Source organism: Bacillota bacterium (assembly GCA_024655925.1).
Taxonomy (GTDB): Bacteria; Bacillota; DTU025; order DTU025; family JANLFS01; genus JANLFS01.
In genome coordinates, this window is the sequence record JANLFS010000046.1 from 1 (window position 1) to 25,127 (window position 25,127).

At 60.8% G+C, this 25,127-nt stretch carries 27 protein-coding genes; 26 read left to right on the forward strand and 1 reads right to left on the reverse strand.

All coding sequences use genetic code 11. From position 1 onward, the window contains the following. A partial coding sequence (locus NUW23_08565) for a hypothetical protein (protein ID MCR4426222.1) occupies positions 1-419 on the reverse strand: 419 nt, incomplete at its 3' end. Between the two features lie 271 nt (positions 420-690). Between NUW23_08565 and NUW23_08570 the strand changes: the two genes are divergently transcribed. The 26 genes from NUW23_08570 to NUW23_08695 all read left to right on the forward strand — a co-directional run. Further along, positions 691-1,344 (forward strand): TrkA family potassium uptake protein, encoded by a 654-nt coding sequence (locus tag NUW23_08570; GenBank protein ID MCR4426223.1) that lies wholly within the window; start codon positions 691-693, stop codon positions 1,342-1,344. Between the two features lie 80 nt (positions 1,345-1,424). Beyond that, complete coding sequence (locus NUW23_08575) at positions 1,425-2,159, forward strand: rRNA pseudouridine synthase (GenBank protein MCR4426224.1); 735 nt, start codon at positions 1,425-1,427, stop codon at positions 2,157-2,159. 99 nt (positions 2,160-2,258) lie between these two features. Continuing rightward, the gene (locus NUW23_08580; protein MCR4426225.1) at positions 2,259-2,621 is read left to right on the forward strand and encodes a prepilin-type N-terminal cleavage/methylation domain-containing protein; all 363 of its coding nucleotides are present in this window, start codon (positions 2,259-2,261) and stop codon (positions 2,619-2,621) included. Beyond that, entirely contained in the window at positions 2,593-3,123 is a 531-nt protein-coding gene (locus NUW23_08585; protein MCR4426226.1) for a hypothetical protein, read from the forward strand. The genes NUW23_08580 and NUW23_08585 overlap by 29 nt, the downstream gene beginning before the upstream one ends. Positions 3,124-3,144: 21 nt before the next feature. Then, positions 3,145-4,410: a pilus assembly PilX N-terminal domain-containing protein gene (locus tag NUW23_08590; GenBank protein MCR4426227.1), complete on the forward strand. Its 1,266-nt coding sequence runs from the start codon at positions 3,145-3,147 to the stop codon at positions 4,408-4,410. A gap of 11 nt (positions 4,411-4,421) precedes the next feature. Continuing rightward, positions 4,422-5,684 carry an NAD(P)/FAD-dependent oxidoreductase gene (locus NUW23_08595; protein ID MCR4426228.1) on the forward strand — a complete coding sequence of 421 codons (1,263 nt, stop codon included), beginning with the start codon at positions 4,422-4,424 and terminating at the stop codon, positions 5,682-5,684. After that, positions 5,681-6,181: a hypothetical protein gene (locus tag NUW23_08600; GenBank protein ID MCR4426229.1), complete on the forward strand. Its 501-nt coding sequence runs from the start codon at positions 5,681-5,683 to the stop codon at positions 6,179-6,181. Before NUW23_08595 ends, NUW23_08600 begins: the two co-directional genes overlap by 4 nt. Before the next feature lie 14 nt (positions 6,182-6,195). Continuing rightward, positions 6,196-6,567: a chorismate mutase gene (gene aroH, locus NUW23_08605; protein ID MCR4426230.1), complete on the forward strand. Its 372-nt coding sequence runs from the start codon at positions 6,196-6,198 to the stop codon at positions 6,565-6,567. A 95-nt stretch (positions 6,568-6,662) separates the two neighbouring features. After that, a complete protein-coding gene (gene cmk, locus NUW23_08610; GenBank protein ID MCR4426231.1) occupies positions 6,663-7,391 on the forward strand; it encodes a (d)CMP kinase in 729 nt (242 codons plus the stop codon). Beyond that, the gene (locus NUW23_08615; protein MCR4426232.1) at positions 7,361-7,972 is read left to right on the forward strand and encodes a 1-acyl-sn-glycerol-3-phosphate acyltransferase; all 612 of its coding nucleotides are present in this window, start codon (positions 7,361-7,363) and stop codon (positions 7,970-7,972) included. The genes cmk and NUW23_08615 overlap by 31 nt, the downstream gene beginning before the upstream one ends. Positions 7,973-7,988: 16 nt before the next feature. Then, positions 7,989-8,636 (forward strand): fructose-6-phosphate aldolase, encoded by a 648-nt coding sequence (fsa, locus tag NUW23_08620; protein MCR4426233.1) that lies wholly within the window; start codon positions 7,989-7,991, stop codon positions 8,634-8,636. After that, complete coding sequence (locus NUW23_08625; GenBank protein ID MCR4426234.1) at positions 8,633-10,849, forward strand: bifunctional 4-hydroxy-3-methylbut-2-enyl diphosphate reductase/30S ribosomal protein S1; 2,217 nt, start codon at positions 8,633-8,635, stop codon at positions 10,847-10,849. The genes fsa and NUW23_08625 overlap by 4 nt, the downstream gene beginning before the upstream one ends. A gap of 149 nt (positions 10,850-10,998) precedes the next feature. Next, entirely contained in the window at positions 10,999-11,910 is a 912-nt protein-coding gene (locus NUW23_08630; GenBank protein MCR4426235.1) for a peptidylprolyl isomerase, read from the forward strand. Between the two features lie 237 nt (positions 11,911-12,147). Continuing rightward, complete coding sequence (locus tag NUW23_08635; protein MCR4426236.1) at positions 12,148-13,485, forward strand: DUF512 domain-containing protein; 1,338 nt, start codon at positions 12,148-12,150, stop codon at positions 13,483-13,485. A 1-nt stretch (position 13,486) separates the two neighbouring features. After that, a complete protein-coding gene (der, locus tag NUW23_08640; GenBank protein MCR4426237.1) occupies positions 13,487-14,797 on the forward strand; it encodes a ribosome biogenesis GTPase Der in 1,311 nt (436 codons plus the stop codon). A gap of 20 nt (positions 14,798-14,817) precedes the next feature. Beyond that, positions 14,818-15,417, forward strand: coding sequence for a glycerol-3-phosphate 1-O-acyltransferase PlsY (plsY, locus tag NUW23_08645; GenBank protein ID MCR4426238.1), 600 nt, complete (start codon positions 14,818-14,820; stop codon positions 15,415-15,417). An 81-nt stretch (positions 15,418-15,498) separates the two neighbouring features. Further along, positions 15,499-16,395 (forward strand): HEAT repeat domain-containing protein, encoded by an 897-nt coding sequence (locus NUW23_08650; protein MCR4426239.1) that lies wholly within the window; start codon positions 15,499-15,501, stop codon positions 16,393-16,395. 18 nt (positions 16,396-16,413) lie between these two features. Next, entirely contained in the window at positions 16,414-17,082 is a 669-nt protein-coding gene (locus NUW23_08655) for an MgtC/SapB family protein (GenBank protein MCR4426240.1), read from the forward strand. 20 nt (positions 17,083-17,102) lie between these two features. Continuing rightward, positions 17,103-17,870: a 5'/3'-nucleotidase SurE gene (surE, locus tag NUW23_08660; protein MCR4426241.1), complete on the forward strand. Its 768-nt coding sequence runs from the start codon at positions 17,103-17,105 to the stop codon at positions 17,868-17,870. A 67-nt stretch (positions 17,871-17,937) separates the two neighbouring features. Further along, positions 17,938-18,150: a hypothetical protein gene (locus tag NUW23_08665; protein MCR4426242.1), complete on the forward strand. Its 213-nt coding sequence runs from the start codon at positions 17,938-17,940 to the stop codon at positions 18,148-18,150. 44 nt (positions 18,151-18,194) lie between these two features. Beyond that, positions 18,195-19,142 (forward strand): D-alanine--D-alanine ligase, encoded by a 948-nt coding sequence (locus NUW23_08670; GenBank protein ID MCR4426243.1) that lies wholly within the window; start codon positions 18,195-18,197, stop codon positions 19,140-19,142. 44 nt (positions 19,143-19,186) lie between these two features. Then, positions 19,187-20,638, forward strand: a complete 1,452-nt coding sequence (locus NUW23_08675) for a sigma 54-interacting transcriptional regulator (protein ID MCR4426244.1) — start codon at positions 19,187-19,189, stop codon at positions 20,636-20,638. A gap of 145 nt (positions 20,639-20,783) precedes the next feature. Continuing rightward, on the forward strand, positions 20,784-21,824 hold the full coding sequence (locus NUW23_08680) for an L-erythro-3,5-diaminohexanoate dehydrogenase (protein ID MCR4426245.1): 1,041 nt from the start codon (positions 20,784-20,786) through the stop codon (positions 21,822-21,824). A gap of 5 nt (positions 21,825-21,829) precedes the next feature. Next, on the forward strand, positions 21,830-23,077 hold the full coding sequence (gene ablA, locus NUW23_08685) for a lysine 2,3-aminomutase (GenBank protein ID MCR4426246.1): 1,248 nt from the start codon (positions 21,830-21,832) through the stop codon (positions 23,075-23,077). Further along, complete coding sequence (locus tag NUW23_08690; protein ID MCR4426247.1) at positions 23,034-24,143, forward strand: hypothetical protein; 1,110 nt, start codon at positions 23,034-23,036, stop codon at positions 24,141-24,143. Before ablA ends, NUW23_08690 begins: the two co-directional genes overlap by 44 nt. Continuing rightward, the coding region (locus NUW23_08695) for a lysine 5,6-aminomutase subunit alpha (protein ID MCR4426248.1) at positions 24,118-25,127 on the forward strand (1,010 nt) is incomplete at its 3' end. The genes NUW23_08690 and NUW23_08695, both read left to right, overlap by 26 nt.

Sequence of the window (25,127 nt, forward strand, 5' to 3'; positions counted from 1 at the left end):
GGTTTGGGCGTGAAGTCTTTCCGCCTGATATGGTTCAGTTCAGAGGCCGGGCCGTACTGGTCGTAGGAGAGTAACCCTTCGACGCCGACTGACTCCGCCGTGGCCCTATTGGCGAAGAGCAACTCAGGCAAGGCGTTCATGGAGGGAATGCCGAGGATGATCTTGGCGGCGTAGGAGAGGAGAAAGTATGACAAGGGAAGCATCATGCGCTTGTAGCCGAAGATGTTGAAAGCACTGAGCTTGTCGATGAAGCCTATGTCCTTCATGAAGACGAAAAAGCCGTCGAGGGCTCCAGCAGAGGCGAGAGGGTGAACCGCGCCGACCTCCCCGTGATCGAAGAGGGCCTTGGCTGCTCTTGCGTCGTCTCTGCTGGCGAAGCGGAGCTTAACCGCGAGCTTTCGCCGTCTTCGAGGAATCATGGGCGCCTCTTGGCCGCAGCTGAAGGGGAATGGCGCGGGACTGAGGAGAAGACTCCCCACAGAAAGAGGCGTACCTCTGGGAAAACATGGGGACTCAAGACTATTTGTTGGCCAGGGATACCCAGACACGAATCGGCGCTATCCGTCACCGCGCAACTGGAAATTCACTGGAACACTATATCGTGAATCGAGACTGTCAACTCCGGCCGTTTGACACGTATGACCACCTGTAGTAAAGTACAGTGGGCAAAACGGGAATTGGACGGGGATGATGCCGATGATGCAGTTCGCTGTGATCGGGCTCGGGAGGTTCGGCAGCAGCGTCGCGCGGACGCTTGCGGACTTAGGGCAGGAAGTCTTTGCGATCGATACGGATGAAGAGAAAGTTCAGAAGCTTGCCAACACCGTTACACACGCGGTGGCCGCGGACGTGACAGATATTGATGCCATGAGGTCGCTCGGCATCAGGAACGTCGATGTGGCGGTTATCACCATCGGAACCGATGTCAAGTCGAGCATAGTGGGAACCATGGTCCTCAAGGAGCTCGGGGTCAGGCAAGTCGTGGCTAAGGCCCACGACGAGTTGCACGGAAAGGCTCTGGAGAGAATCGGGGCCGACCGGGTCGTTTACCCGGAGCGGGACACAGGTGCCCGGCTTGCACGCCTCCTGACGTCGACAAATATCGTCGAACAGATTGATTTGGATCCGGAGTACAGCATAGTGGAGATGGTAGCCCCCGACCACGTTGTCGGGAGGAGTCTGGCCGAGCTGAGCATCCGCGCCAGGTTCGGTGTTTACATCATGGCGGTGCGCCGGAACGGCAGCATAAAGGTGGCCCCGGGCGCGGAAGATGTAATCAACAAGGGGGACGTCCTCGTTGCCATAGGCCATAACGACGACCTACAGAAGTTCAAGAGGCTGTAGATGCGTTCGAGCTGGCGGGGCGCCGTGAGGCGCCCTTTCGTGCTTCCTTGGGTCATCCAGTATGTTGGGTGGAGGCGGCTATGGAAAGAGTTCACAAGTACCTGGCGGGTGCAGGAGTGGCGTCGCGGCGCAAGTGCGAGCAGCTAGTCGCGAGTGGACGAGTGACGGTCAACGGTGTGGTTGTAGCAGACCTCCGCAGACTGGTGGATCCGGAGAGAGACTCGGTCGCCGTGGACGGAAGGACCATCCATCCTGTGGCTGCCCACACTTACATCGCCCTCCACAAGCCGCGGGGGTATGTGTCCACAGTCACGGATACCCACGGGCGTCCGACTGTCCTGGACCTGGTCAGAGCAGTGGAGGGCAGGATCTACCCCGTGGGCAGGCTGGACATGGACAGCGAAGGCCTGTTGTTGCTCACAAATGATGGGGAGATGGCCTTCGGACTTACCCATCCTAGCAGAGAAGTCCCGAAGACGTACGTAGTGACTGCGAAAAAACCCATCTCTCCGAGAGACCTTGAGATCCTGAGGAAGGGGGTCGAGCTTGAAGATGGCGTGACTCTCCCGGCCCGGGCAGACCTCGTCGACGAGTCCGGAAGGGTTGTAAGGATGGTGCTCAGAGAAGGGCGGAAGAGAGAGATCCGCCGGATGTTCGAGACCCTGGGGAACTCGGTAGAGCGCCTCATCCGGGTCAAGTTCGGCCCCATCTCCCTGGGGAAACTGGCCCCGGGGCAGTACAGGCGGCTCACCCGGTCTGAGGTGGAGGAACTCCGTAACCTTACAATGTACGGCAAGGGGTCATCCCACCGATGACAGAATGTGATACAATAATGGAAACAACGTAGAATTATGGTGCGGCGTGGATGACACTGATGCGTCTGGGAGTGCCAAACCCTCTGGAGGGGTGCAAAGATGCGCGCGGTTTCTGACGCAAGAGGGGTTGGTCTGGTCGAGGTGCTGGTCGTCATTGTGATCCTTGGGATCGTGGGTGCCTTTGTGTACTCAGGCACGGTCATGTCTCTCCGGATCAGCGAGGCCGGACGGCAGAGGGTGGAGGCGGCCGCCCTCATGGGCGAGGTGCTGGACCGGGTGTCGGAGATGAACCTTGGGACACTGTCGGGCTCAGGGCCGTTTGCCTACCCTTCTGAGAGCAGGTACAGCGCCACGTACCGCGTCGAAAGCACTTCCCTGGGGGTGTACCGCATTGAGGTGGAGGTGAGCTTCGCTGGAGAGACGCTTTCGTCCGGTGTTCTCCTGGTTCATCAAGGGCCGTAGCCGAGGTTCATGCCGGGCCGGTCTCACCCTTGTAGAGGTCCTCCTGGCTTTGGTGTCTCTTGGAGTGATAGCCGGGGGTATCTTGGCTTACCTCAACCTGGGGACGAGGACAGATCGGAGGATCCAAACCCAGGCTGTGCTGGCACAAGACATGTCGGTTGCACTTAACCGGATCCTGGATGGGTCCGGCGGTGGGTACAAAGGGCTCCGCGCAGCCGCCTCTGTCCACGCTGCGACGGCAGGCGGGGTCACCCGTTACCGCCTGGAATACGGCGGGATGTGGGAGGAAGAGTACTGGGTGGAAGACTCCACTCTCAAGAGGGCTCTAAACGGGGGGACGGAGGAACGAATGGTGCGGGCGACCGCCCTGACCATCCAAAAGACTCCTTCTGACTCCGACCCCGAGTCGATGTACGAAGTCACACTCGAGGCCCTGGGGACCGGGGGTGAGCCCCTCTCCTTGACTGCCCAGGTGAGGCTCCGAAACTATGTGGCACCGTGAGCGCTGGTGGGGGGGATTCTCATGGGTTCTTCCATACGTGGCGAGCGCGGCAACGCCCTGGTCATCACAATGGTTGTCACAGTAGTGCTCGGTCTTATGCTCGCTGGTATGCTTCAGGTCTCTAGCATGTCGCACCGGGTCGGCCGGTTCGAAGTCCAACGCCAGCAGGCGTTGGCCGCCGCGGAGTCCGGGCTGAACGTGGCGGTCGCTCGCCTCGCGGCCGGGAGAGCGCTCGTTCGAAGTTCGTACCCTGATGACGACCCAGGGATTGACACCGAAACAGACGACTGGCTCGGCCCCGGCACCGGCTGCAGGCCGCCAGAGGTTTCCCTCGGGGATGGCGTATCATTTCAGGTGTGGGTGTCGGAGCCCACCGGGGGGGTAACGACCCTGGTCGCGGTGGGGAGATCGGGCGGGCGGACGCGGACGCTCAGGACCCAGGTCTCTTCCGGGATGAGCGACGTGAGCTTCGACAACGCCATCACTAGCACCAGGGCTTCGGCTGACCGGAAAAACCCGGCGCTCAACATCACCGGGTCGGCGAAGATATTTGGGGGCGTGCGTCTTGAGGCTTCCAACCACGATGCTATCAACATGGTCGGCAGTTCCAGGATCGAGGGCATACTTACCATGGGGCCGGGCACAGACGTCGGCGCGGTTCTCGAAGACCTCGGCAGCCGAGTAGATGGAGTGGAGGCATCCAGCAGCGTCAGGACCTACCCAGGGCCGATACCTCCGAGCGGGCTGCCGCTGCGGGGAGCTTTCTCGCATACCGGGTCAAAGGATGCGCGCATAGGCTCGAGCGGAGAATACACTTCCTTCAGGCACACCGGGTCGGGTAACCTGACCTTCGATGCGACCCTCGGGGATATCACCATCTACATAAGAGGCGACTTCGACTTTACCGGGAGCGGCGAGATACGGGTGATCGGCGACCACAGGGTCAGAGTGTATGTCGACGGCGAGGTCAAAGGAACTGGGTCAGGAGTGATAGGTGCGTCCGGAGACCCTCGCGACTTCATCATCTACTGTCTCGGTGACCGAGTCTGCATCACCGGCAGCACCCCAGGCAACAACACGCCACCGTCGGCATTCGCGGTATACGCTCCCAATGCCGTGGTAGACATCACAGGTTCCCGAGACATACTGGGCGGGATAATCGGTGACCGGGTCAACATCACGGGCAGCGGAAGCATTACCTGGTTCGAGGGCCTGAGTGACTTGGACCTGGGTGAGACAGAAGGTGCGCCGGGCTTCGTGGTCGGGTCCTGGCTCGAGCTTCACTGAGAGGTAGCAGGTTGTTGAGAGTGGCTATCATCGGCGCCGGGGCCTCAGGGCTCATGGCTGCTCAGGCGGCCGCGCGGGCCGGCGCGTCCACCGTCGTATACGAGCGTAACCAGATGGCGGGAAAGAAACTCCTGATAGCCGGGAAGGGACGCTGCAACTTCACTAACGACTGTTCAGTCGAGAAAGTGGTTGAAGCTTTCGGGAGCAATGGAAGGTTTCTGTACTCCGCCGTGAGCATGTTTGGTCCAAAGGACATGTGTGCCCTCATGAAGAACCTTGGCGTGGGCTACAAGGTCGAGCGGGGCCGGCGGGTATTCCCGGTAAGCGACAGAGCCTCGGACGTAAGAGACGCTCTGCTCGCTTTCGCACTTTCTGCTGGGGCGCATGTCACCACGGGGACGAGGATCACTTCCCTCGTACTTCAGTCGGGCGCGGTGGCCGGGGTTCGGGACGCCTCTGGGCACGTACACTCAGCGGACGCGGTGATAGTGGCGACAGGCGGGGCCTCCTATCCCGCAACGGGCAGCACCGGTGACGGGTACAGGCTCGCCCAATCGGCTGGCCACAGTGTTATCCCACCTCTGCCCGCGCTAGTGCCCATTGAGACAGTGGAAGAGTGGCCTAAGGCTCTTGCCGGTCTGACTTTGCGCAATGTGGAGCTGTCTCTTAGTGACCAAGGCCGCCTTGTGGGCCAGGAGTTTGGTGAGATGCTGTTCACTCATTTTGGCGTGAGTGGCCCCATAGTGCTCACTCTGAGCAGGCAAGTCTGCACTTCGCTCCGTTCCTCCCCGATCTTGACCCCCGGGAGGTTTCGCCTGTCGATCGATCTCAAACCCGCCCTCGATGAGCCAACCCTCGCACGGCGAATCCAGCGCGATCTTGTTAGAGGCTCCCGGAAGCATCTTGGCAACTCCTTTGGGGAACTACTCCCACGGGCGCTCATCCCGGTAGTGATTGCACACAGCGAGGTCGACCCGGCGACTCCAGCGAACCAGGTCACCCGGGAACAACGGGATGCCCTGGTCCGCACTCTTAAGTCTTTGCCCCTGTCTGTCGCGAGGACGCGCCCGCTGGATGAGGCAATAGTGACATCAGGAGGAGTCGATCTTGATGAGGTCGATCCCCGGACCATGGAATCGAGGCTGGTACGGGGACTCTTCTTCGCAGGTGAGGTCCTGGACCTGGACGCGGTGACAGGAGGCTACAATCTGCAGGCTGCGTTCTCCACAGGACGCCTGGCGGGTCTGTCTGCCGCGAGAGGTGCTCGGAGATGAGAAGACGGTGGGATGCCACAGGGGTAGCCCTTGCCTCCTTGGCGTTCGGGACAATGATCATTTGTGCTTTGGCACAGGTCAGCCTGGTGACAGGGGCAATCCCACGGTCACTCCGCCATGTGGAAAGGCTCGAAGGGACTCCTGTCTGGCCTGGACTCCAGGATGACGGTTCCGGCAGTCCGGCCAATCTGACACCGGCAGGACATGTGCCGGAGGTTGGCGTCATAGTCCTGGAGGTGGAAGAGACTCCGCCCGAGCATGTGGGTGTTGTGGTGACTGTGAACGGAAAGGACAGCGCCGACTTCAGATTCGGAAGGGCCTCAGTCGTCGTGCGTCGAGGCGACCTGATTGAGGCAAGGTGGGGCACACCGGTTCCTTTGGACAGGACCCTGACCATCCGGGTGGTGGAAGCTTCGCCGAACGTCAGGTGGCCTTCAGTGAGCGAAGAGTGCGCGATCGGGGCTGAGCCCACACCTCTATGGACTGTGAAGATGTGAGGGAGGTGCAGCATGTGGCTGAACGGCTCGTGGGGATCAGAGGGGCCACGACAGTGGAGGCCAACAGGAGGGAAGATATACTGGAGGCGACGAGGGAGTTGCTCGAGGCCATGACTCGAGAGAATGCGCTCGAGCCGGGCAGCATCGTCAGCGCGCTATTCACTGTCACTGACGATTTGAATGCCGAGTTCCCAGCTGCAGCCGCACGTGCCATTGGCTGGACCGAGGTCGCGCTGATGTGCGCGAGGGAGATTCCCGTGCCCGGCAGCATTGGCAGATGCATACGGGTCCTGGTCCACGCGTACATGGCGTCCGATGCGGGCAACGTGCATCACGTGTACCTGCGGGAGGCCCGGTCGCTCAGGCCAGACTTGGGCCGCGGCTGATCCCGGGCGGACGAATTTGTGGCCTCCGGGTGGAGGAATCACGTGAGGGCCGTAGAATAACTGTGAATTGTGCACGGACGGGAGTGCTTGGTTGAATGTCCCTTGAATCCTCAGTGGCAATAGACGGCCCCGCAGGCGCCGGCAAGAGCACTGTCGCGCGCGCGCTCTCGGCAATGCTCGGAATGCGTTATGTCAGCACTGGCGAACTGTACAGGGCGCTCGCCCTCGCTGTTCTTCGGAACGGAGCAGACCCTGAGGACGAGCAGGCGGTCGGCGAGGTCGCCCGGGGCGTCACCATCGACGTGGCGCCTGATCAGGCCACCGGACAGCGGGTCTTCCTCAATGGAGAGGACGTTACTGGTCTCATCAGGGGAGCCGACGTCGATCGGATCGTGTCCGTGGTTTCGGTCTACCCAGCGGTCAGAGCAGACATGGTCCGCCAACAGCGTCGTATCGCGGAACAGTGCGATGTGGTCATGGATGGCCGCGATATCGGCACGGTGGTGCTTGCGGAATCGCGGCATAAATTCTTCCTCACGGCTTCTCCCGAGGAACGTGCCCGCCGCCGGATGCTCGATTACACACGAATGGGCGAAAGTCGCGATCATGCGGAAGTGATCCGGGAGATACTCGAACGCGACCGGATCGACAGCGAAAGGTCAGTCTCGCCGCTTCGTCCTGCAGAGGACGCAGTGATAATAGATTCGACCTTAATGACAGTTGATGAGGTAGTGACTCGGATATGCGAGCTGATCGGGGACGCGGTTCCCCGTCCGGGCGGGAGGGTCGGGACGTGCTATACTGGTTCGTCAAACTCCTCCTGACCGCGTTTTTCCGGGTATTCTATCGTTTCGAGGTACGGGGGACCGAACACATCCCCAAGAAGGGTGCCCTCATCGTGGTGGCGAACCACTCGAGTGCATTGGACCCACTGGCGCTGGGGGCCGCGTTCCCCAGGCCCATTGCGTTCATGGCCAAGTCGGAGCTGTTCCGAAACCCTATCCTCGGTGGACTACTGCGTGCGTTGTATGCCTTCCCTGTCCGGCGTGGGCTGGTGGATAGGGACGCATACCGCCGGTCCATAGATATACTGAAGGCTGGCAAGGTACTGGGGGTCTTCCCGGAAGGTACGAGGAGCGAGACCGGTGAGCTTCTCCCTCCGCACGCGGGAGCGGGCAGGTTCGCGCTTCAAACAGGGACGTCAGTCCTTCCGGCAGCACTCCTCGGCACTCATGCAGCCATCAAGAAGGGAACCACCACCCTGAAGAAGTCCAGGATCGTGGTGGTTTTCGGAGACCCCATCGTGGTCCGGCGGCCTGACGACGGCAGGCTGATGCGCGAGGAAGTCGATTCCCTGAGCCGGGTGCTGATGGAGAAGGTCCAGGAACTTATGACCGAGTCATAGATGGGGGTGTCCCAGTTTGAAGCTTTTCATAGACAGTGCGAACCTCGACGAGGTCCGCGAGGCCGCGGAAATGGGAATAATATGTGGGGTCACAACCAACCCCTCACTCGTGGCGAAAGAAGGTCGGGACTTCCGGCAGGTTGTGTCCGAGATTTGCAGAATCGTCGATGGGCCTGTGAGTGCCGAGGTATTGAGCCAGGACGTGGCAGGCATGGTTTCTGAGGCAATCGAGATCGCGGCGTGGTCTCCGAACATAGTAATCAAGATCCCAGTGACTCCCGAAGGTCTGAAAGCAACAAAGCAGCTCTCGGCCAAGGGGATCAGGACGAACCTCACTCTAGCCTTCTCCACTAACCAGGCCCTGCTTGCGGCTAGAGCTGGGGCAACTTATGTCAGCCCCTTCGTGGGCAGACTCGACGATGTGGGGGCAGAGGGTATGGATGTTGTCTCTGAGATCGTCGAGGTCTTCGACACGCACGGAATAGAGACCGAGGTTATCGCTGCAAGCATCCGCCACCCGAGGCATGTCACCCAGGCAGCGCTGGCGGGTGCCCACATAGCCACAGTTCCGTACAAGGTCCTGATGCAGATGGTGAAGCACCCGCTTACGGATGCAGGGGTTGCCAGGTTCCTGTCTGATTGGGAGAAGGCTCGAGCAAAGTGACTGAGGAATCGGCTCGGGTCCGGCTGGCAGAGTCAGCCGGGTTTTGCGATGGTGTGGCGAGGGCGGTGAAGATCGCCTCTGCCGCGGGGCATGAGGCCCGGGCGAACGGGTTTGCGGCGGCCGCGACACTCGGGCCGCTTGTCCACAACACGGATGTCGTGGAGGCGCTTCGCAAGGAAGGCGTCATTGCAGTCAACTCCCTCGACGAGGCGCCGGGAAAGGTCCTCATAGTACCTTCTCATGGGTTGCCTCCTGAGTTGATTGAGCGTGCCCGGGATCGGGGTTTCTCCATTGTCGATGCCACGTGCCCACACGTGCTCAAGGCGCAGCGTGAAGTGGAGGAGTTCCACCGGAGGGGGCACCTGGTAGTCCTGGTGGGCGACAAGTCCCATCCAGAAGTGACGGCGGTTGCGGCGCGTGCCGATGGCGATATAGTGGTGGTACCAGGCCCTGCTGCGCTCGAAGGAGTGGACCTCGAGCGGCCCATTGCGGTGGTGGCCCAGACCACCCAGAAGCGGTCCACTGTCGACGCGGTCGTGCAGGCACTTGAGAGCAGAGGGGCTCAGGTCACCGTGGCCGACACAGTCTGCCCGGCGACCCACCAGCGGCAGGCTGCAGCAATGAGACTTGCACGCGAAGTGGACCTCATGGTGGTGATTGGCGGGCGGAACAGCGCAAACACCATGCGGCTCGCAGAGGTCTGCCGCGACGCAGGCGTGAAGGTAGCCCAGGTGGAAAGCAGCCGGGAACTCAGCGCTGCGATGCTTGAAGGCGCGGCGCGAGTGGGCGTGACCGCCGGGGCGTCCACGCCCACTTGGGTAATTGAGGAGGTCATGGACGCTATGAAGGAATTCATCGACGGCAATCCGGAGAAGCCACGGGAGCAGAAGCGAGATCAGGATCAGAGTCGGGCTGAAGCCGAGGCCGAGGCCGTGTCACGGCCGGGGGAGGAGCCAGAAGCCAAGGAGGAGACATCGCCAACACCCGATGTGGCTGCGGAGACAGAGCATCCGGCCGAGGCCAAGCCCGCTGAACAACAGCCGGTGTCTGCCGCGCCGGCGCGCCCGGAGGCTCCCGAAGTGAGCATACTGAAGGCCCGGGTGATTGAGATACACGACGACCGCGTTGTGGTGGAGATCGAGCCGGGTGTGACCGCCGAGATCCTGAAAGACCAGCTCAGTTCGAAGCCCGTGGCTCACCCGAACGAGGTGGTGTCGGTAGACCAGGAGATCGACATCGTCCTCGAGAGGCAGCGTCCGGGATCAGACGTTCAGTATGCCTCCAAGAGGCGAGCGGACAACCTCCTCACATGGCGCAGGCTCGAACAGGCGAGAGACAGTGGGGAGACCATCTCAGGCACTGTTACCGAGGCCGTCAAGGGAGGCCTCGTCGTGGACATCGGGGTTCGAGGTTTCGTTCCCGCATCTCAGGTGGGCAGGCGGTTTGTGGAGGACCTTTCGGCCTATGTCGGGCAGACTCTCCGTATGAAAGTGAAAGAGGTTGAGCGTGCCCGGGGCAACGTGGTACTGTCCCACAGGGCGGTCTTGGAAGAAGAGGAGCGGCAGGCGCGCACACTCGCCTTTCAGACGCTCTCACGCGGGCAGGTGGTGGACGGCACCGTGACCCGTCTCGCGAGTTTCGGAGCGTTCGTGGATATCGGTCAAGGAGTCGAGGGTCTGCTTCACATCTCCGATATCGCGTGGTCGAGGCTGAAGCACCCGAGCGAAGTCTTGTCTGAAGGGCAGCCAATTCGGGTCCAGATCCTCAACGTCGACGTTGAGCGCGAACGCATTTCCCTGGGGTACAAGCAGTTGCAGCCCGACCCGTGGGAGAGCATCGGCCAACGGTTCCCCGTGGGCTCCATCGTTCGCGGCACTGTCACCAAGCTCGTCGAGTTTGGCGCGTTCGTCAGGCTTGACTGCGGCATTGAGGGTCTCGTTCACATATCCCAGCTCTCTGACAGGCGTGTCGCCAAGCCAGACGAGGTGGTATCGGTGGGCCAGGAAGTTGCCGTGAAGGTCATCGGCCTTCGGGAGCAGGAGCACCGTATCAGCCTCTCCATCAAACAGGCCCAGGAAGATGGGGAGCGCACCGAGTACCGGAAGTACATCCGGGAGAGCAACAAGGCCGACGACGTGGTCACTATCGGTGACCGCATAAGCTTCGATCCGAGCAAGCTGAAAGGACCTGCTACCGAAGGTGAAGAATCGTAGCAGGCTGAGTCACGTTCGTTGACACTTATCTACCCCTATGCTAAACTAGCTTTGGCATCCTGCCCCCGGAACTAACCGTGGGCAGGTAACGTTTAGAGTACGGAGTGTGTCAGTGTGGTCGGAGTTCCGCAAGGGGGGATTACGAGAGTATGAACAAAGGCAAGGCCCGCCTCGCCGGAGTCGTGGCGTTCGTGGTAATCGCAGTGATAGCAGTCATAGCCTGGATGGTATTCACTCGAGCGACCAACGTCGCGATTGTCAACGGGGAGAGGCTTTCCAGGAACACCTTCATGGCGCGACTCGAAGAGAAGGCCGGACAGGATGTCCTGAGTGAGCTCATCAACGAGCGCCTAATAAGACAAGCCGCTCGGAAAGCCAACATCTCCATCACTTCTGAGCAGGTGGATCGGGAAGTCGCAAAGCTTCGCAAAGAGATTGGTCCCAGTTTTGATTCGCTGCTCATGCAGTATGGCATGACCGAGCAGGACCTTCGGGAGTCTCTCGAGATGAACCTTCTGGTCTTCGAGCTGTCCACCAAAGACATCCAAGTCACCGAGGAAGAGATGAAGAAGTACTTCGAGGAACACAAGGCCGATTACGACGAGCCTGAACAGGTGAAGGCCAGTCATATCCTGGTGGAGACCGAGGCCGAGGCGAAGGAGATCCAGAAACAGCTCTCCGGGGGAGCGGACTTTGCTGAGCTTGCGCGCGAGAAGTCCATTGACCCCATGTCGGCTATAGAAGGCGGCGATCTTGGTTTCTTCCCCAGGGGCCGCATGACCGAAGCGTTCGAGAAGGTCGCCTTCTCCCTAGCTCCCGGACAGACAAGTGGGATAGTCCACACAGAGTTTGGGTATCACATCATCCGGGTTGTGGACAAGACCCCCGCCCGGCAGGCAACTTTCGACGAGGTTCGTGACGAGATCGAGCGGAGCATCAAGGGCCAGCAGGCCAAGAGCCCACAGCAGTTGGCAAGCGAGCTCAGGCTGAACGGTCAGATCACTGTCCTCGATCCGAAGTATAAGAGTCTTGGGACTACAACGCCGTTTGGAGTGAAGTAACAGCGGGGTACCGTAGTGGTGGCGTCGCCGCGGGCACTGCCGTCGTGGCGGTGCCTTTCGTTATTCTGTGAGACGGGATACACCAGCCTGCCTCGGGAACAATGAGGTTGCGTGAAGGCCTTGCAGTGATGCCCGGCCAAGGGTGGCGCGGGCGGCTCGGGAATGGTATGATATCATCATTCGGGCTCTGGTGGATGTGGTGCTTGAGATTACTGTGGCGTGGGAGGTTGCCCTCACGTGTCTTCCCCGCGTTCTCTGCGGGCGCGGGTGGCATCGGTGGACCCCGGCAGCCCTGCCGAGTCGGCCGGGATCGAGGCCGGGGACGTGATCGTCTCCATGAATGGCCGCCCCGTTCGGGATGTGATCGACTACCGCTATCGCGCTGCCTCTCACAGCGTTCGCCTCGAGGTCAAGAAGCGCGGTGGCGAGAGGATCGCGGTCACCATCGAAAACCGTTTTGACCCAAGGCTGGGCCTGAACTTCGAGGACGCGGTGTTCGATGGTGAGCGCCGTTGCGCGAATCGATGCGTCTTCTGTTTTGTGGACCAGCTGCCGCCTGGGCTGAGGGAAAGCCTGTATGTGAAAGACGACGACTACAGGCTATCGTTTCTCCAAGGCAACTTCGTCACCCTCACTAACCTCACGCGGGGGGACATGAGACGCATCCTCGCGTATCGACTGTCGCCCCTCTATGTGTCGGTGCACAGCACGGACGAAGCGGTGAGGCGGGTTCTCCTGGGAAGACATGACAGTCCTCCGATCATGCCGGCCTTGAGGGCATTTGCCAGGGAGCGGATAGAGTTCCATGCGCAGATCGTGTTGGTTCCTGGGGTCAACGACGGCGCACTCCTCGATCGTACCATATCAGACCTCCTCGGGATCTGGCCTGCGTGTTGCTCGGTCGGCATCGTCCCGGTGGGCCTGACCTCTCAGAGGGCAAGCCTGCCTGTGATCCAGCCTGTGTCCCCAGAGCGTGCTCGTGCCGTACTCGGGCAGGTGAGGAGGGCGCAGGGATCTTCGCTCGAGGCAGTTGGATCGAGGTTCGTTTTCGCCGCGGACGAGCTCTACTACCTGGCGGGGGAGCCCATCCCCTTGGGGTCTGAGTATGAGGGTTACCCGCAACTCGAGAATGGGGTGGGCCTTGCAAGGCTGTTCCTCGACGAGTTCTCGGAGATCTCTTCCAGCCTCCCACAGGTGGTCGAACCGCCACGGCGCCTGACGGTGGTCACAGGCGTCCTGGGGTCTCAGGTGCTCGGCCCGGCGTGTGACAGACTCCGCGAGGTGTCCGGGGTCGAGCTTGAGCTAGTCGCGGTGGAGAATCAGTTCTTCGGCCAGGCGATTACTGTGTCGGGGCTCGTCGTTGGAAGAGACATCATAAGGGCGCTTTCTGGCCTGGACCCCGGGCAGGCAGTTTTGATCCCGGACGTGATGCTCAGGCGAGGCGCCGCGGTGTTCCTGGACGACCTGACCCCCGCTGATATCCAGCAGGCACTTGGAGTCCGTGTCCTTGTCATACCGGCGACACCGCGTGGCCTATGCGACGCTGTGCTCGCGCCCGGGTTTGAGGTGGAGTAGAATGGCCAAGCCGATAGTGGCCATAGTAGGCCGTCCCAATGTCGGCAAGTCAACGTTGTTCAACCGGATACTCGGGGCCCGGCTGTCCATAGTGGACGACAGCCCAGGGGTTACCCGAGACCGGCTCTACGCGGATACGGACTGGTGCGGACGTCTGTTCACCTTGGTCGATACCGGAGGCATCCAACAGGACCCGGCGGACAGCATCGCGGTCCAGACTCGGACTCAGGCGGAACTTGCAGTCGGTCAGGCTGACGTCATAGTATTCGTAGTGGACTCTCGTCAAGGTATCACGCCCGACGATGTTGATGTGGCTAACCTGCTCCGGCGCGCCGAAAAACCGGTGATTGTGGCTGCGAACAAGGTAGAGGACCTGCGGCATCTCGACTACGATATCTGGGGCCTGGGCCTGGGTGAACCGATTCCTGTCTCCGCCATCCACGGAACGGGGGTCGGCGACCTCTTGGATGCGGTCATTGCGAATCTGCCGGATTCCGACGATCACGAGGAGGACGAAGAGGACGCGTTCAAGGTAGCTGTGATAGGCCGACCCAACGTGGGCAAGTCCTCGATCGTCAACCGAATCCTGGGCGAGGAGCGATCCATCGTCAGCGATGAGCCAGGCACCACCAGGGACGCGATCGATACTCCCTTTGAGCGTAACGGCGACAAGTACGTCATCGTCGACACGGCCGGGATACGCAGGAAGTCCAAGGTGGCAGGGGGTGTCGAGCGATACAGCGTGCTCCGGGCTCTCCGCGCCGTTGACAGATGCGACGTAGCGATCACCGTGTTCGATGGTACCGAGAACCCGTCCGAGCAGGATACCAAGATAGCCGGGTACGCCCACGACGCGGGACGTGCATCCGTGCTGGCAGTGAACAAATGGGATATCGTCGAGCGGGACGAGTCGAAGGCCCGGGAATACGAACGGAGAATCCGTGCGGAATTGTCGTTCATGCCTTATGCCCCGGTCCTGTTCGTCTCTGCCAAGACCGGCCGGCGGATAGGTGCGCTCCTGGATGCTGTGGCAGAGGCCGCGCGCCAGCACAGGCGCAGGGTTCCCACATCCCAGGTGAACAAGGTTATCGAGGACACGGTGCTGCGGTACCCTCCCCCAGAGGAAAAGGGGAAACGAGTCCGCATATTCTATACCAGTCAGGTGGGCACAAAGCCCCCGACATTCGCTGTGTTCGCAAACCACCCTGAGCTCATCCATTTCTCCTACAGACGACACCTCGAGAACACTCTGCGCGACGCGTTCGGGTTCGCTGGTACCCCGGTGAACGTCGTATTCAGGCGCAGGGAATGATGGGACTAAGGAGTGATCATGTGAGAGTCTGGCCTTTGTATCCGTTGCTGGCGTCGTATCTCATTGGCTCCATTCCGTTCGGCGTGATCCTTGGCAAGCGACTAGCAGGTGTGGACGTCAGGCAGTTCGGGTCTGGCAATATCGGGGCGGCCAATGTCCTGCGTACGCTCGGGTTTCCCTTTGCGGCTGCCACAGGCATTCTCGACGCCGCCAAAGGCGTTGCTGCGGCACTTCTGGCACGCTGGGCCGGGGCGTCACCCGGATGGACGGTGAGCCTCGGGATCGCGGCTGTGGCGGGCCATGACTGGACTCCATTCCTCGGTTTTCGGGGAGGCAAGGGCATCGCGACCACCTTCGGCTTCCTCCTTGTCGCGGCACCCCGCGCAGCTCTGGCCTTTTCCATCATATGGGGTCTGGTCCTCCTTCTATCGCGCTACGTGTCCTTGGCGTCCATAGTTGCTTCGGCCACGATTCCAGTCATCTGTCTTGCCCTCCGCTTGCCGGCGGAGTTTGTCCTCGGAACGGCGGTGTTGGGGGCCATGGCTGTCTGGAGACATCGCTCCAACATAGGTCGACTGCTTTCGGGACAGGAGTACAAGATCGGTGAGAAGGCGAAGTGACCACGGCAGGAATCGAGTTCCGGCCGTCGAATTCCGGAGTACTTTTGCCCCTCCGAACGGCGTGCGCCAGGGGAGCGGTTGGTGAGGGCGACGTCTCCTGAGTATGAGAGAATAGCAGTACTAATAGAGCAGCTCGAGGCGTTGGAACAGGACCTCCTGCAGGTCGAGGAGGACCAGCGCGAGAAGGCCATGCACCAGGTGACCATGGTTCGAACGCAGCTGGTCGACGTGTTGTCGGAGATCCTGATGACCGGGGACGATTCCATGCGCAGAGGTGCTGCTTACGGGCTATCGAAACTGCCGGATGCCAGGGCGGTTCCAGTGCTTGTGCGCGCGCTCTCCGATCCTGACGACACCGTCCGGGGCTGGGCCACCGAAGGGCTTGCTGCTACCCGGAGCCCATCCGCGCTAGTTCCACTCGTGCGTGCACTCCGAGATGAGAGTGTGTATGTGTACTACAGTGCGTGCAATGCTCTGAAAGCCATCCGCTCTGATGATCTGTGGCCCTTGCTTTGCCAAGAACTCGAGTCATGTCAGGTGCAGGTTAAGCGAAGGATCATCAAGCTCATTGGTGACCTCAGGGAGCGTCGCTCAGTGGAGCGGCTTCTTTCGCTGACGCGAGACGAGGACCCGGGCGTGCGGTATGAGGCCGTTGAGGCACTGCGCAAGATAGGAGACCCTGCTGCCGTCGAGACTCTGGTCAGATGCTTGGACGACGAATCGCGCGACGTGCGGGTGGGGGCCATCCAGGCCCTTCGTTGGATGGGGGATGACCGTGCCGTGGAGCCGCTAGTGCGAGTCTGTGTTGAGAACGAAGACCTCCGGCTCCTCGCAATCCAGGCTCTCCGGGAAGCAGTTGGGGACGACGCCATGGGCCCCGTGATCGACGCCATACGTGAATTGAAGCAGTTGGTGAGGACAACCTCGGCGAAAGTGCTTATGACTCTCGGGCGCGACCGGAAGACAGGAGTGTGCTAGAGGGAGTGAATTGAGCAGATGCATCTCCTACTGAAAGACACAGCGTTGCTGGGCTTGGCCACATTGCTTGGAGCGGTCATCGGCTTCGAGCGAGAGAGACAAGGAAAGAGCGCGGGGCTACGCACCCACGCGCTTGTTTGTCTCGGGGCCACGCTCATCACTCTCGCCAGCATTCGTGGGTTCGGCGAATTCGGATCACTCACGAGGGACCCAGCCCGGGTGGCGGCTCAGATAGTCAGCGGCATCGGCTTCCTCGGTGCCGGCACGATCATGCGGGAAGGGGCCACCATCAAGGGCCTCACTACCGCAGCAAGTCTTTGGACCACGGCCGGAATCGGGCTGGCGATAGGTTCTGGACTTGCTTGGCTTGCCCTGGCTGCCACGGTATTCGTGGAATTGACGCTCATCGCGATGAGCAAGTTTGAGAAGAGGTACGTTTCCACCAGACACGCCAGCATGAAGGTTGTGGCGGTGGATAGAACCGGCCTCTTGGGTGAGATTGCAACCATTCTGGGCTCGTGCGGCCTGAACATAATCGGCACTGAGATCGACTTGGAGAAGGACGGGTCAATAGTCAGTATCGAGTTCTCTCTTCTCAGGACGCCCTCCACAAGGCCGGGAAGTGAGACTCTGCAGCACATCCTCGGGGTAGCTGGGGTGCTCAGGGCGGAGACCAACAACTGGTAGGCAGGGAGGGACGGCCTATTCTGTCAGCATTGTTGTCCAATGACGATGGGATCTCAGCGCCAGGTCTCCTGGCGCTTTCTCGAGCGATGGCAGATGTCGCGGACGAGGTCTGGGTGTGCGCGCCCGAACACGAGCGAAGCGCCATCAGTCATGCTATCACCATGGGTGTGCCTCTTCGAGTGAGGCCCACACTGCTTCCCGGAGTCTCGGCTCAGGCCTGGTCGGTCAGCGGGACCCCTGCGGACTGTGTCAAGCTTGCATTGGAGGAACTTGTCCCCAGGCGGCCCGATGTTGTCATCTCAGGCATCAACCGAGGCCCGAACCTCGGCACTGATGTGCTCTACTCCGGAACTGTCGCCGCCGCCGCCGAGGGCATGCTCGAAGGGCTCCCGTCCATAGCTGCATCTCTCGCTTCCGAGGACTCAGCGGACTACTCCGCCGCCGCGAAGTTCTGTGCGCACCTGGCGAAGCTAGTCGTGGACCATGGAGGTCTTCCCAAAGGGACGATTCTGAACGTTAATGTGCCCGGGACCTGGCGAGGCCCGGACTCGGGCATACGCGTGACGCGGCTCGGGATTCAGAAGTACACCAATATCTTCGACAAGCGGGCGGACCCCCGGGGCCGGACATACTACTGGTTGTGCGGTGAACCCGTCGAGGAGGAGGATGGAGGCGAATTGGACACCGAGGCCGTCCGGTGCGGCTACGTGTCCATAACACCGGTACATTTCGCCATGACGGACGACTCCGCGATCTCCATAATTAGAGGCTGGGGCCTTGAGACCTGACGCGATCAGGACATCCGCACCCAGTGATGCATAGAATGGTCCGGAGAGAACGGGGGCGGACTGTACCATGGGTGCACAGCTCATGCTCGCATCACTGGTGGCGGGCCTTATCATCCTCACGGTGGCTTTGGCGCATGCACACATAGGCTCAGGGGCTGCGGCAACCCGCGCCGCTGTTATCCGGTTCCTGCTTCTTGCTGCAGGTGCCACCTACATTGCCGTGGTTGCCAGGACCACTGCGGATCTCATGAGAGCCATTCTCTTACAGCGGCCGCGTTAGCCGGCCGGAAGCGGAAGGAGAGACGACGCACAGTGTCATCCGGGCTGAAAATCGCAGTGCTGATGGGTGGACCTTCCTCCGAGAGGGAGGTGTCCTTGATGTCGGGACGTCAGGTTGCCGGCGCCCTCAGGCGGCTGGGACACAACGTCATCGAGCTTGACCCCGATGAAGACGGTATACTGGCGCTGCTCACGAACCGGCCGGACGTGGTGTTCATTGCCTTGCACGGGCGGTACGGGGAAGACGGTTGCATCCAGGGCCTTCTGGAACTGGCGCACATACCCTACACCGGATCAGGAGTCCTCGCAAGCGCGTTGGCGATGGATAAGATCATGGCCAAGGTGGTCTTCAGATCCCTCGGCATCCCTACACCCGAGTGGGTCACGGTCACCCGGAGCGATGCAGGGGTCGGAAGTCCCTGCGCAGATGACGCCCTGCTTCAGGTGGGGTTGCCGTGTGTGGTCAAACCCTCTGCTCAGGGCTCAACCGTAGGTGTGACAGTTGTCCGAGATGCCGAGTCGCTTGCCGATGCAGTCCACCTGGCACTGTCATACGGAGACCAGGCCCTAATTGAGCAGTTTGTCACTGGGACCGAGATCACCGTGGGTGTGCTGGGTGACTCGCCTGCACGCGCTCTCCCGACCCTCGAGATAGTCTCCAAGAAGCCCACATATGACTGGGAGGCTAAGTACACCCCGGGAATGTCGGAGCACATCATCCCCGCCCGAGTCCCGGAGGAAGTGAGGGCGAAGTGTCAGGACCTGGCGGTGAGAGCGCACACTGCCCTCGGATGCCGGGGCTTTTCTCGTGTGGACATGATCGCAACACCCTCCGGTGAGGTGCAAGTGCTCGAGGTGAACACAGTGCCAGGTCTGACTGCCGTAAGTCTGCTTCCGGACGCAGCTCGTGCAGTGGGCATCTCGTTTGAGCAGCTTGTCCAGATGGCGGTGGATGGCGCTCTTGCAGTTCACGCCGGCCGTACTGTAGAATGAAGGGTAGGTGCCGGCATGCGGGCACGGGGCGGGGGGTGGCCTAAGTGGGTGACCTGCCTGTTGATCTTGAGCATCTCAGCGCGGACCTCCGTATCATTCTGGATTCCATAGACGAAGGCGTGCACATAGTCGATACCGCCGGCATCACTGTGTTCTACAACAGGGTCGCCGGGCAGCTCGACAACCTCGATTGCCGCGAAGTTGTCGGCCGGCACATCCTCTCGGTGTTCCCATCGCTGTCTGAAGACACCAGCACACTTTTGTCCGTATTGCGAACAGGCCGGGCAGCCCCTATACGCCAGCAGACCTTCAGGACCTTCAAAGGCGACACAATAACCACCCTCAACTCCACTCTTCCGATATACAGCGGAGCGAAGCTCGTTGGCGCCATAGAGATCTCAAAAGACCTGACTCTCCTGCGGGCCCTCGCCGAGAAGGTTGTGGACCTGCAGGCCGAACTGTACTCCGGCAGGAAGGTCCCTGCCGCCGTACCTCGCGCCGCTAAGTTCACTTTCACCGACATTGTTGCTGAGAGCACCGTAATGAAGGAACTGGTACGGACGGCAGAGAAGGCTGCGCGGAGTTCCTCGTCAGTCCTGGTGTACGGGGAGACCGGTGCGGGCAAAGAACTGATAGTTCAATCCATCCACAATGCTAGCCCCCGCGCTTCTGGGCCGTTCATTGCCCAGAACTGCGCAGCACTGCCCGAGACTCTGCTCGAGGGAATCCTCTTTGGCTCAGTGAAAGGAGCCTTCACAGGCGCCGAAAACCGGCCAGGCTTGTTCGAGGTCGCGCATGGGGGCACCATCTTCCTGGACGAAATCGACTCAATGCCGCTGCCTCTGCAGGCCAAGCTCCTCAGAGTACTGCAGGAGGGAACAGTCAGGAGGATAGGGGACTCGTCAGAAAGGCGAACAGACGTGAGAGTGATCTCCGCCATGTCCGCCAATCCGCAAGAGGCTGCAGAACGTGGTCTCATCCGCAGAGACCTGCTATTCCGGCTGAGCGTGATTGTTCTCGAGGTCCCGCCCCTCAGGAAGCGACCGGAAGACATACCAGCGCTCACGGACTTCTTCGTGCGCAGGTATAGCGCGCAGTTCGGGGTGGACGTGAGGGGGGTCACCCCGGACGTAATGGATCTGTTCATGCGCCGCCCGTGGCATGGGAACGTCCGCGAACTCCAACATGCCGTGGAGGCGGCGGTGCAGATGTCACAAGGCCACTACATAGCTAGAGAGCACCTTCCACCCCACATTTCGGACGAGAGTCGTGCCGCCGGGTCAAGAACCTCCGATGTTCCGAAGGCAGAAGCGCCCCCGACCGGCAGGCAACAGGCATACCTCGTCCCCGCGCTCAGGCGCCTGGAGGAAGACATGATTCGTTCCGCTTTGGAGATCTGTGGTGGTAACGTATCCGCCACTGCTAGGCACCTGGGCATTCCCCGCCAGACTCTCCAGCACAAACTCAAGAGGCTCGGGATCCAGCTAGACGCGTAGAAGAATGTTCGGTCTGCCCACAGACGGGCAGCCGCCCACAGGCGGGCAGCAGTCTTGCTCCTTGGAACCAGCTACAACCATCACAGAGTTGGCACGTGTTGTGCTGTGTACGGCTGAGGGACCATCGCAACGCGGAGGTGTTCACATGGCTAGAGGTTGCAGGTACGGAACCCACAGGGTGATCGATCCACCCGGTGCTCTGCCGCAGGCAGCATGGAGGATAGACAACACCATGAGTGTCTGGGACAATGAGATCCTGATAGACGTCCAGACACTGAACATCGACGCGGCGAGCTTCACCCAGATCAAGCACGAATCGGGCGGCGACCCGGAAAGGATCGCCCAGGTGATGCTGGCAATTGTCGAACAGCGTGGAAAACATCACAACCCCGTGACCGGGTCTGGGGGCATGCTCATTGGAACCGTCGCAGAGATCGGAGCCGATCTCTCGGGCCGAGTCGACCTGGCGGTTGGGGACCGCATCGCGACCCTGGTGTCGTTGTCACTCACGCCCCTTGTGATCGACAAGATCCTTGGAATAGATCAGGACGCTGATCAGGTTCAGATAGAGGGCAGAGCGATCCTCTTTGAAAGCGGCATATTCGCGAAGCTTCCCGAGGACATGCCCGACACCCTCGCGCTTGCTGTGCTCGACGTCGCCGGCGCGCCTGCGCAGACGGCGAGACTGGTGAAACCCGGTGACACGGTGTTCATAATTGGCGCCGGCGGGAAGTCCGGGCTTCTGTGCATGTATGAGGCGAGGAAGAGGGCTGGCGTGACAGGACGGGTCATCGCCCTCACCCACAGCGATGCAAGCCGCTGCCGGGCCGCCGAGACCGGCTGGGCCGATGTGGTCCTTCAAGGGAACGCCACACAACCCTTGGAAGTGCTCGACATGGTTGGCCGAGCCACAGACGGCCGCCTCGCAGACATAACTGTCAATTGCGTCAACATTCCGGGAACGGAGATGTCATCAATTCTGTCGACCAGGGACGGCGGGCTCATATACTTCTTCAGCATGGCCACGAGCTTCACCGCAGCCGCGTTGGGGGCGGAAGGGGTAGGAAAGGATGTGACCATGCTGATCGGCAACGGGTATACACGAGGGCACGCCGAAATCGCTCTTGCCGACGTGCGAGAGAGCGCCGTGCTCCGGAGACTCTTCGAAAAGCAGTACGTGAAGTAACGGAGATGACCGTGACTATGTGGGAGGATGTGTCTCCATCGGACTGGAATGATTGGCGGTGGCAGTTCCGGAACCGCATCACTACGCTGGACCAACTCAAGCAGGTGGTCAACCTCACCCCGGATGAGGAGAATGGGGTAGCCAAGTGCCTGGCGGCTCTGAGAATGGCCATAACCCCGTACTACGCCACCCTGATAGACCCAGACGACCCCTGCTGTCCCGTCCGCAAGCAGGCAATACCCACGAGCAACGAGTTGAAGATGTCCAGGTTCGAGATGGCCGATCCCCTTGACGAGGACGTGGATTCCCCTGTGCCGCACATCACCCACCGGTACCCTGATCGCGTTCTCTTTCTGGTCACATCTGTCTGTGCAACCTACTGCCGTCATTGCACCAGGCGCCGGTTCGCAGGGCATACGGATTCCGCCCTGTCCCGGGACGAACTGGAGCGCGGGATCGAGTATATTCGAAACACACCAGCCGTCCGCGACGTTCTGGTGTCCGGCGGAGATGCATTGTCCTTGTCCGACGAGGCCATCGACTTCATACTGGGCGAGCTTCGCTCTATCCCACACGTGGAGATCATCAGGCTTGGGACGAGAGTGCCAGTTGTCATGCCCCAGCGAATAACCCCCGAACTGTGCGCTGTGATCAAGAAGCATCATCCGGTGTGGCTCAACACTCATTTCAACCATCCGAAAGAAGTAACTCCCGAGTCCCGCCGTGCGTGCGAGATGCTGGCGGACGCCGGGGTGCCTCTTGGCAACCAGTCGGTTCTGCTCAGGGGCGTAAACGATTGCGCTCACATCATGACCAAGCTCGTGCATGAGCTTGTTCGAATGAGGGTGCGCCCCTACTACATCTACCAGTGCGACATGTCTGTCGGAATCGAGCACTTCAGGACTTCGGTTGGGCGGGGTATAGAGATCATGGAGAAACTGCGTGGGCACACATCGGGGCTGGCCGTTCCGACCTATGTGATTGACGCCCCTGGGGGAGGCGGGAAGATCCCGATCGGGCCGCAGTATATCATCTCCCAGACAGACACCCGCATCATCCTCAGAAACTACGAGGGAGTCATCACTGCGTACACTGAGCCTGATAACAACCAGAGTCATTGTCTCGAATGTGGGCTGTGTGGCAAGGCAGAACATAAACCAGCCACGTCGGACGGTGTCGCAGCGGTGATGGACGGGACGGTGTCAAGTCTTGAACCTCTGGGGCTCGAGCGCCGCAGGCGATCCCGAAAGTGACCTTCTGAAGCTCGCCCTGTCAGACGGGAGGCAGGTTGTGGGCGTAGTCGGGCTCGCCAAGAACTGCGGGAAGACCACAGTCCTCAACGGGTTGATCCGCGCGGCGAAACACGCAGGGATTCCGGTGGGGGTGACATCGTGTGGTAGGGATGGAGAGCCCGTCGATGCTATTACCGGGCTTCCTAAGCCTTCTGTGGTTGTGCCTGCCGGTGCGTTCGTTGCTATGGCCGAGTCCACCGTTGGGCAGACCGCGTGTTCTCTCGAGATCGTCGAGCGCCTGGGAGTCCATACCACTGCGGGGGAAGTAGTGGTTGCGAAGCCGGGCGTCGCTGGGGCCGTAGAGATCATCGGGTGCAACCACGCATCTGACCTTGCGAAGGCGAGGGACGCCATGCTCGCCCTGGGCGCGCGACTGGTGCTGGTGGATGGAGCAGCCGGCCGGGCCTTTCACGCGTCTCCGGACGTGGTCGATGGGCTCATTCTCTCGACAGGGGCAGCGCTCGACGGGGACCTTCAGGAGGTGGTATCGAACACCTCCCGGGCGCTCTTGACCCTCAGGTTGCCATTGCCGCCGCCGCGGTTGGCCGAATTAGCAGCGCCGGTGATCAGAGCGGGGGAAACAGGCATTGTGCGCAAGTCCGGCCTGGTCGACCTCTTCCAAAGGAAGACTGTGCTAGGGCACGAAGCTGAGCTCTGCGGGATGATCCGCCCAGGGGACCTGGCGTATGTAACAGGGAAGTCTGTCGGGGATTCACTGCTACGGGAGATTGTCCGGCTTGCCCGCGGGCAGGCCACCACTGTGGTCGCATCTGATCCCACGAGGGTCACGGCGTCACAGGACGCAATCTCCGAGTTCGAGGCCGGCGGGGGCACGCTCTCTGTGCTCGGCCGTGCCCCTGTGATCGCGGTGACAGTAAATCCTGCCTCCCCCTGGGGACGCAAGTTCGACCCGGTCAGTCTCATCTTAGCTGTGAGCGGTTGCCCAGGCGCGGAGGGTCTCAAGGTCTTCGACGTAGTTGCCGGCCTGTGTGCGCAAGGAGGTGTACTCAGTGAAGCTCAACCTTGATCCGGAGGCAATCGAACGGTGCCGAGAGTGTGCGCGGGAGATCGCCCGCTCGGTGACTGGACACGTTGCCGGGCTGACGACCACGACAATTGAACGTACCGTCCTGCGGCTACTTGGGGCGGACGGTGCGGACGCTGACGGGGTGCCAGTCCCGAATTCCATCATAGATGAGGTCTTTCGTGGGGGCCGCCTGGGAGATGGGGTCGCAGTATGCTTGGCTGACGCGGCGGCCGCAACGGGTATGCCTATCGAGGAGATCATGAGGCGTGCGGCGTCTGGGGAAATGGACCTCGCAGCCTTCCCTCCCGCGGGGTCCCACGAAGAGGGCAGACAGGAACTCCGGACCCGTGCAAGAGTCACCCTCGAGCGGATCCGTGAGAACGCCAAGAGGCGCCAGGCTTTTCTATCCAGGCTGAACCCCGGGACTGAGCCACTGCTGTACGTCATAGTGGCCACGGGGAACATCTACGAGGACGTCGTTCAGGCCCAGGCGGCGGCGAGGGCAGGAGCCGACATAATCGCCGTCATACGCAGCACTGCCCAGAGCCTTCTAGACTACGTGCCCTACGGCGCCACCACGGAGGGGTACGGGGGAACTTATGCTACTCAGGAGAACTTCCGCATCATGAGGGCTGCCCTGGACTCCGCAAGCGAAGAGACAGGCAGGTACATACGTCTTGTGAACTACTGCTCTGGGCTATGTATGCCCGAGATCGCGGCCATGGGGGCGCTGGAACGACTGGACATGATGTTGAACGACTCCATGTACGGCATTCTGTTCAGGGACATCAACATGATGAGGACCTTCGCGGACCAGCGCTTCTCCAGGATGATAAACGCATATGCGGACATAACCATAAACACTGGCGAGGACAATTACCTCACCACCGCGGATGCTGTGGAAGAGGCTCACGCCGTGCTCGCTTCCCAATTCATCAACGAAGCGCTTGCCCATGAGTCCGGTGTGCCCGATGAGAGGATCGG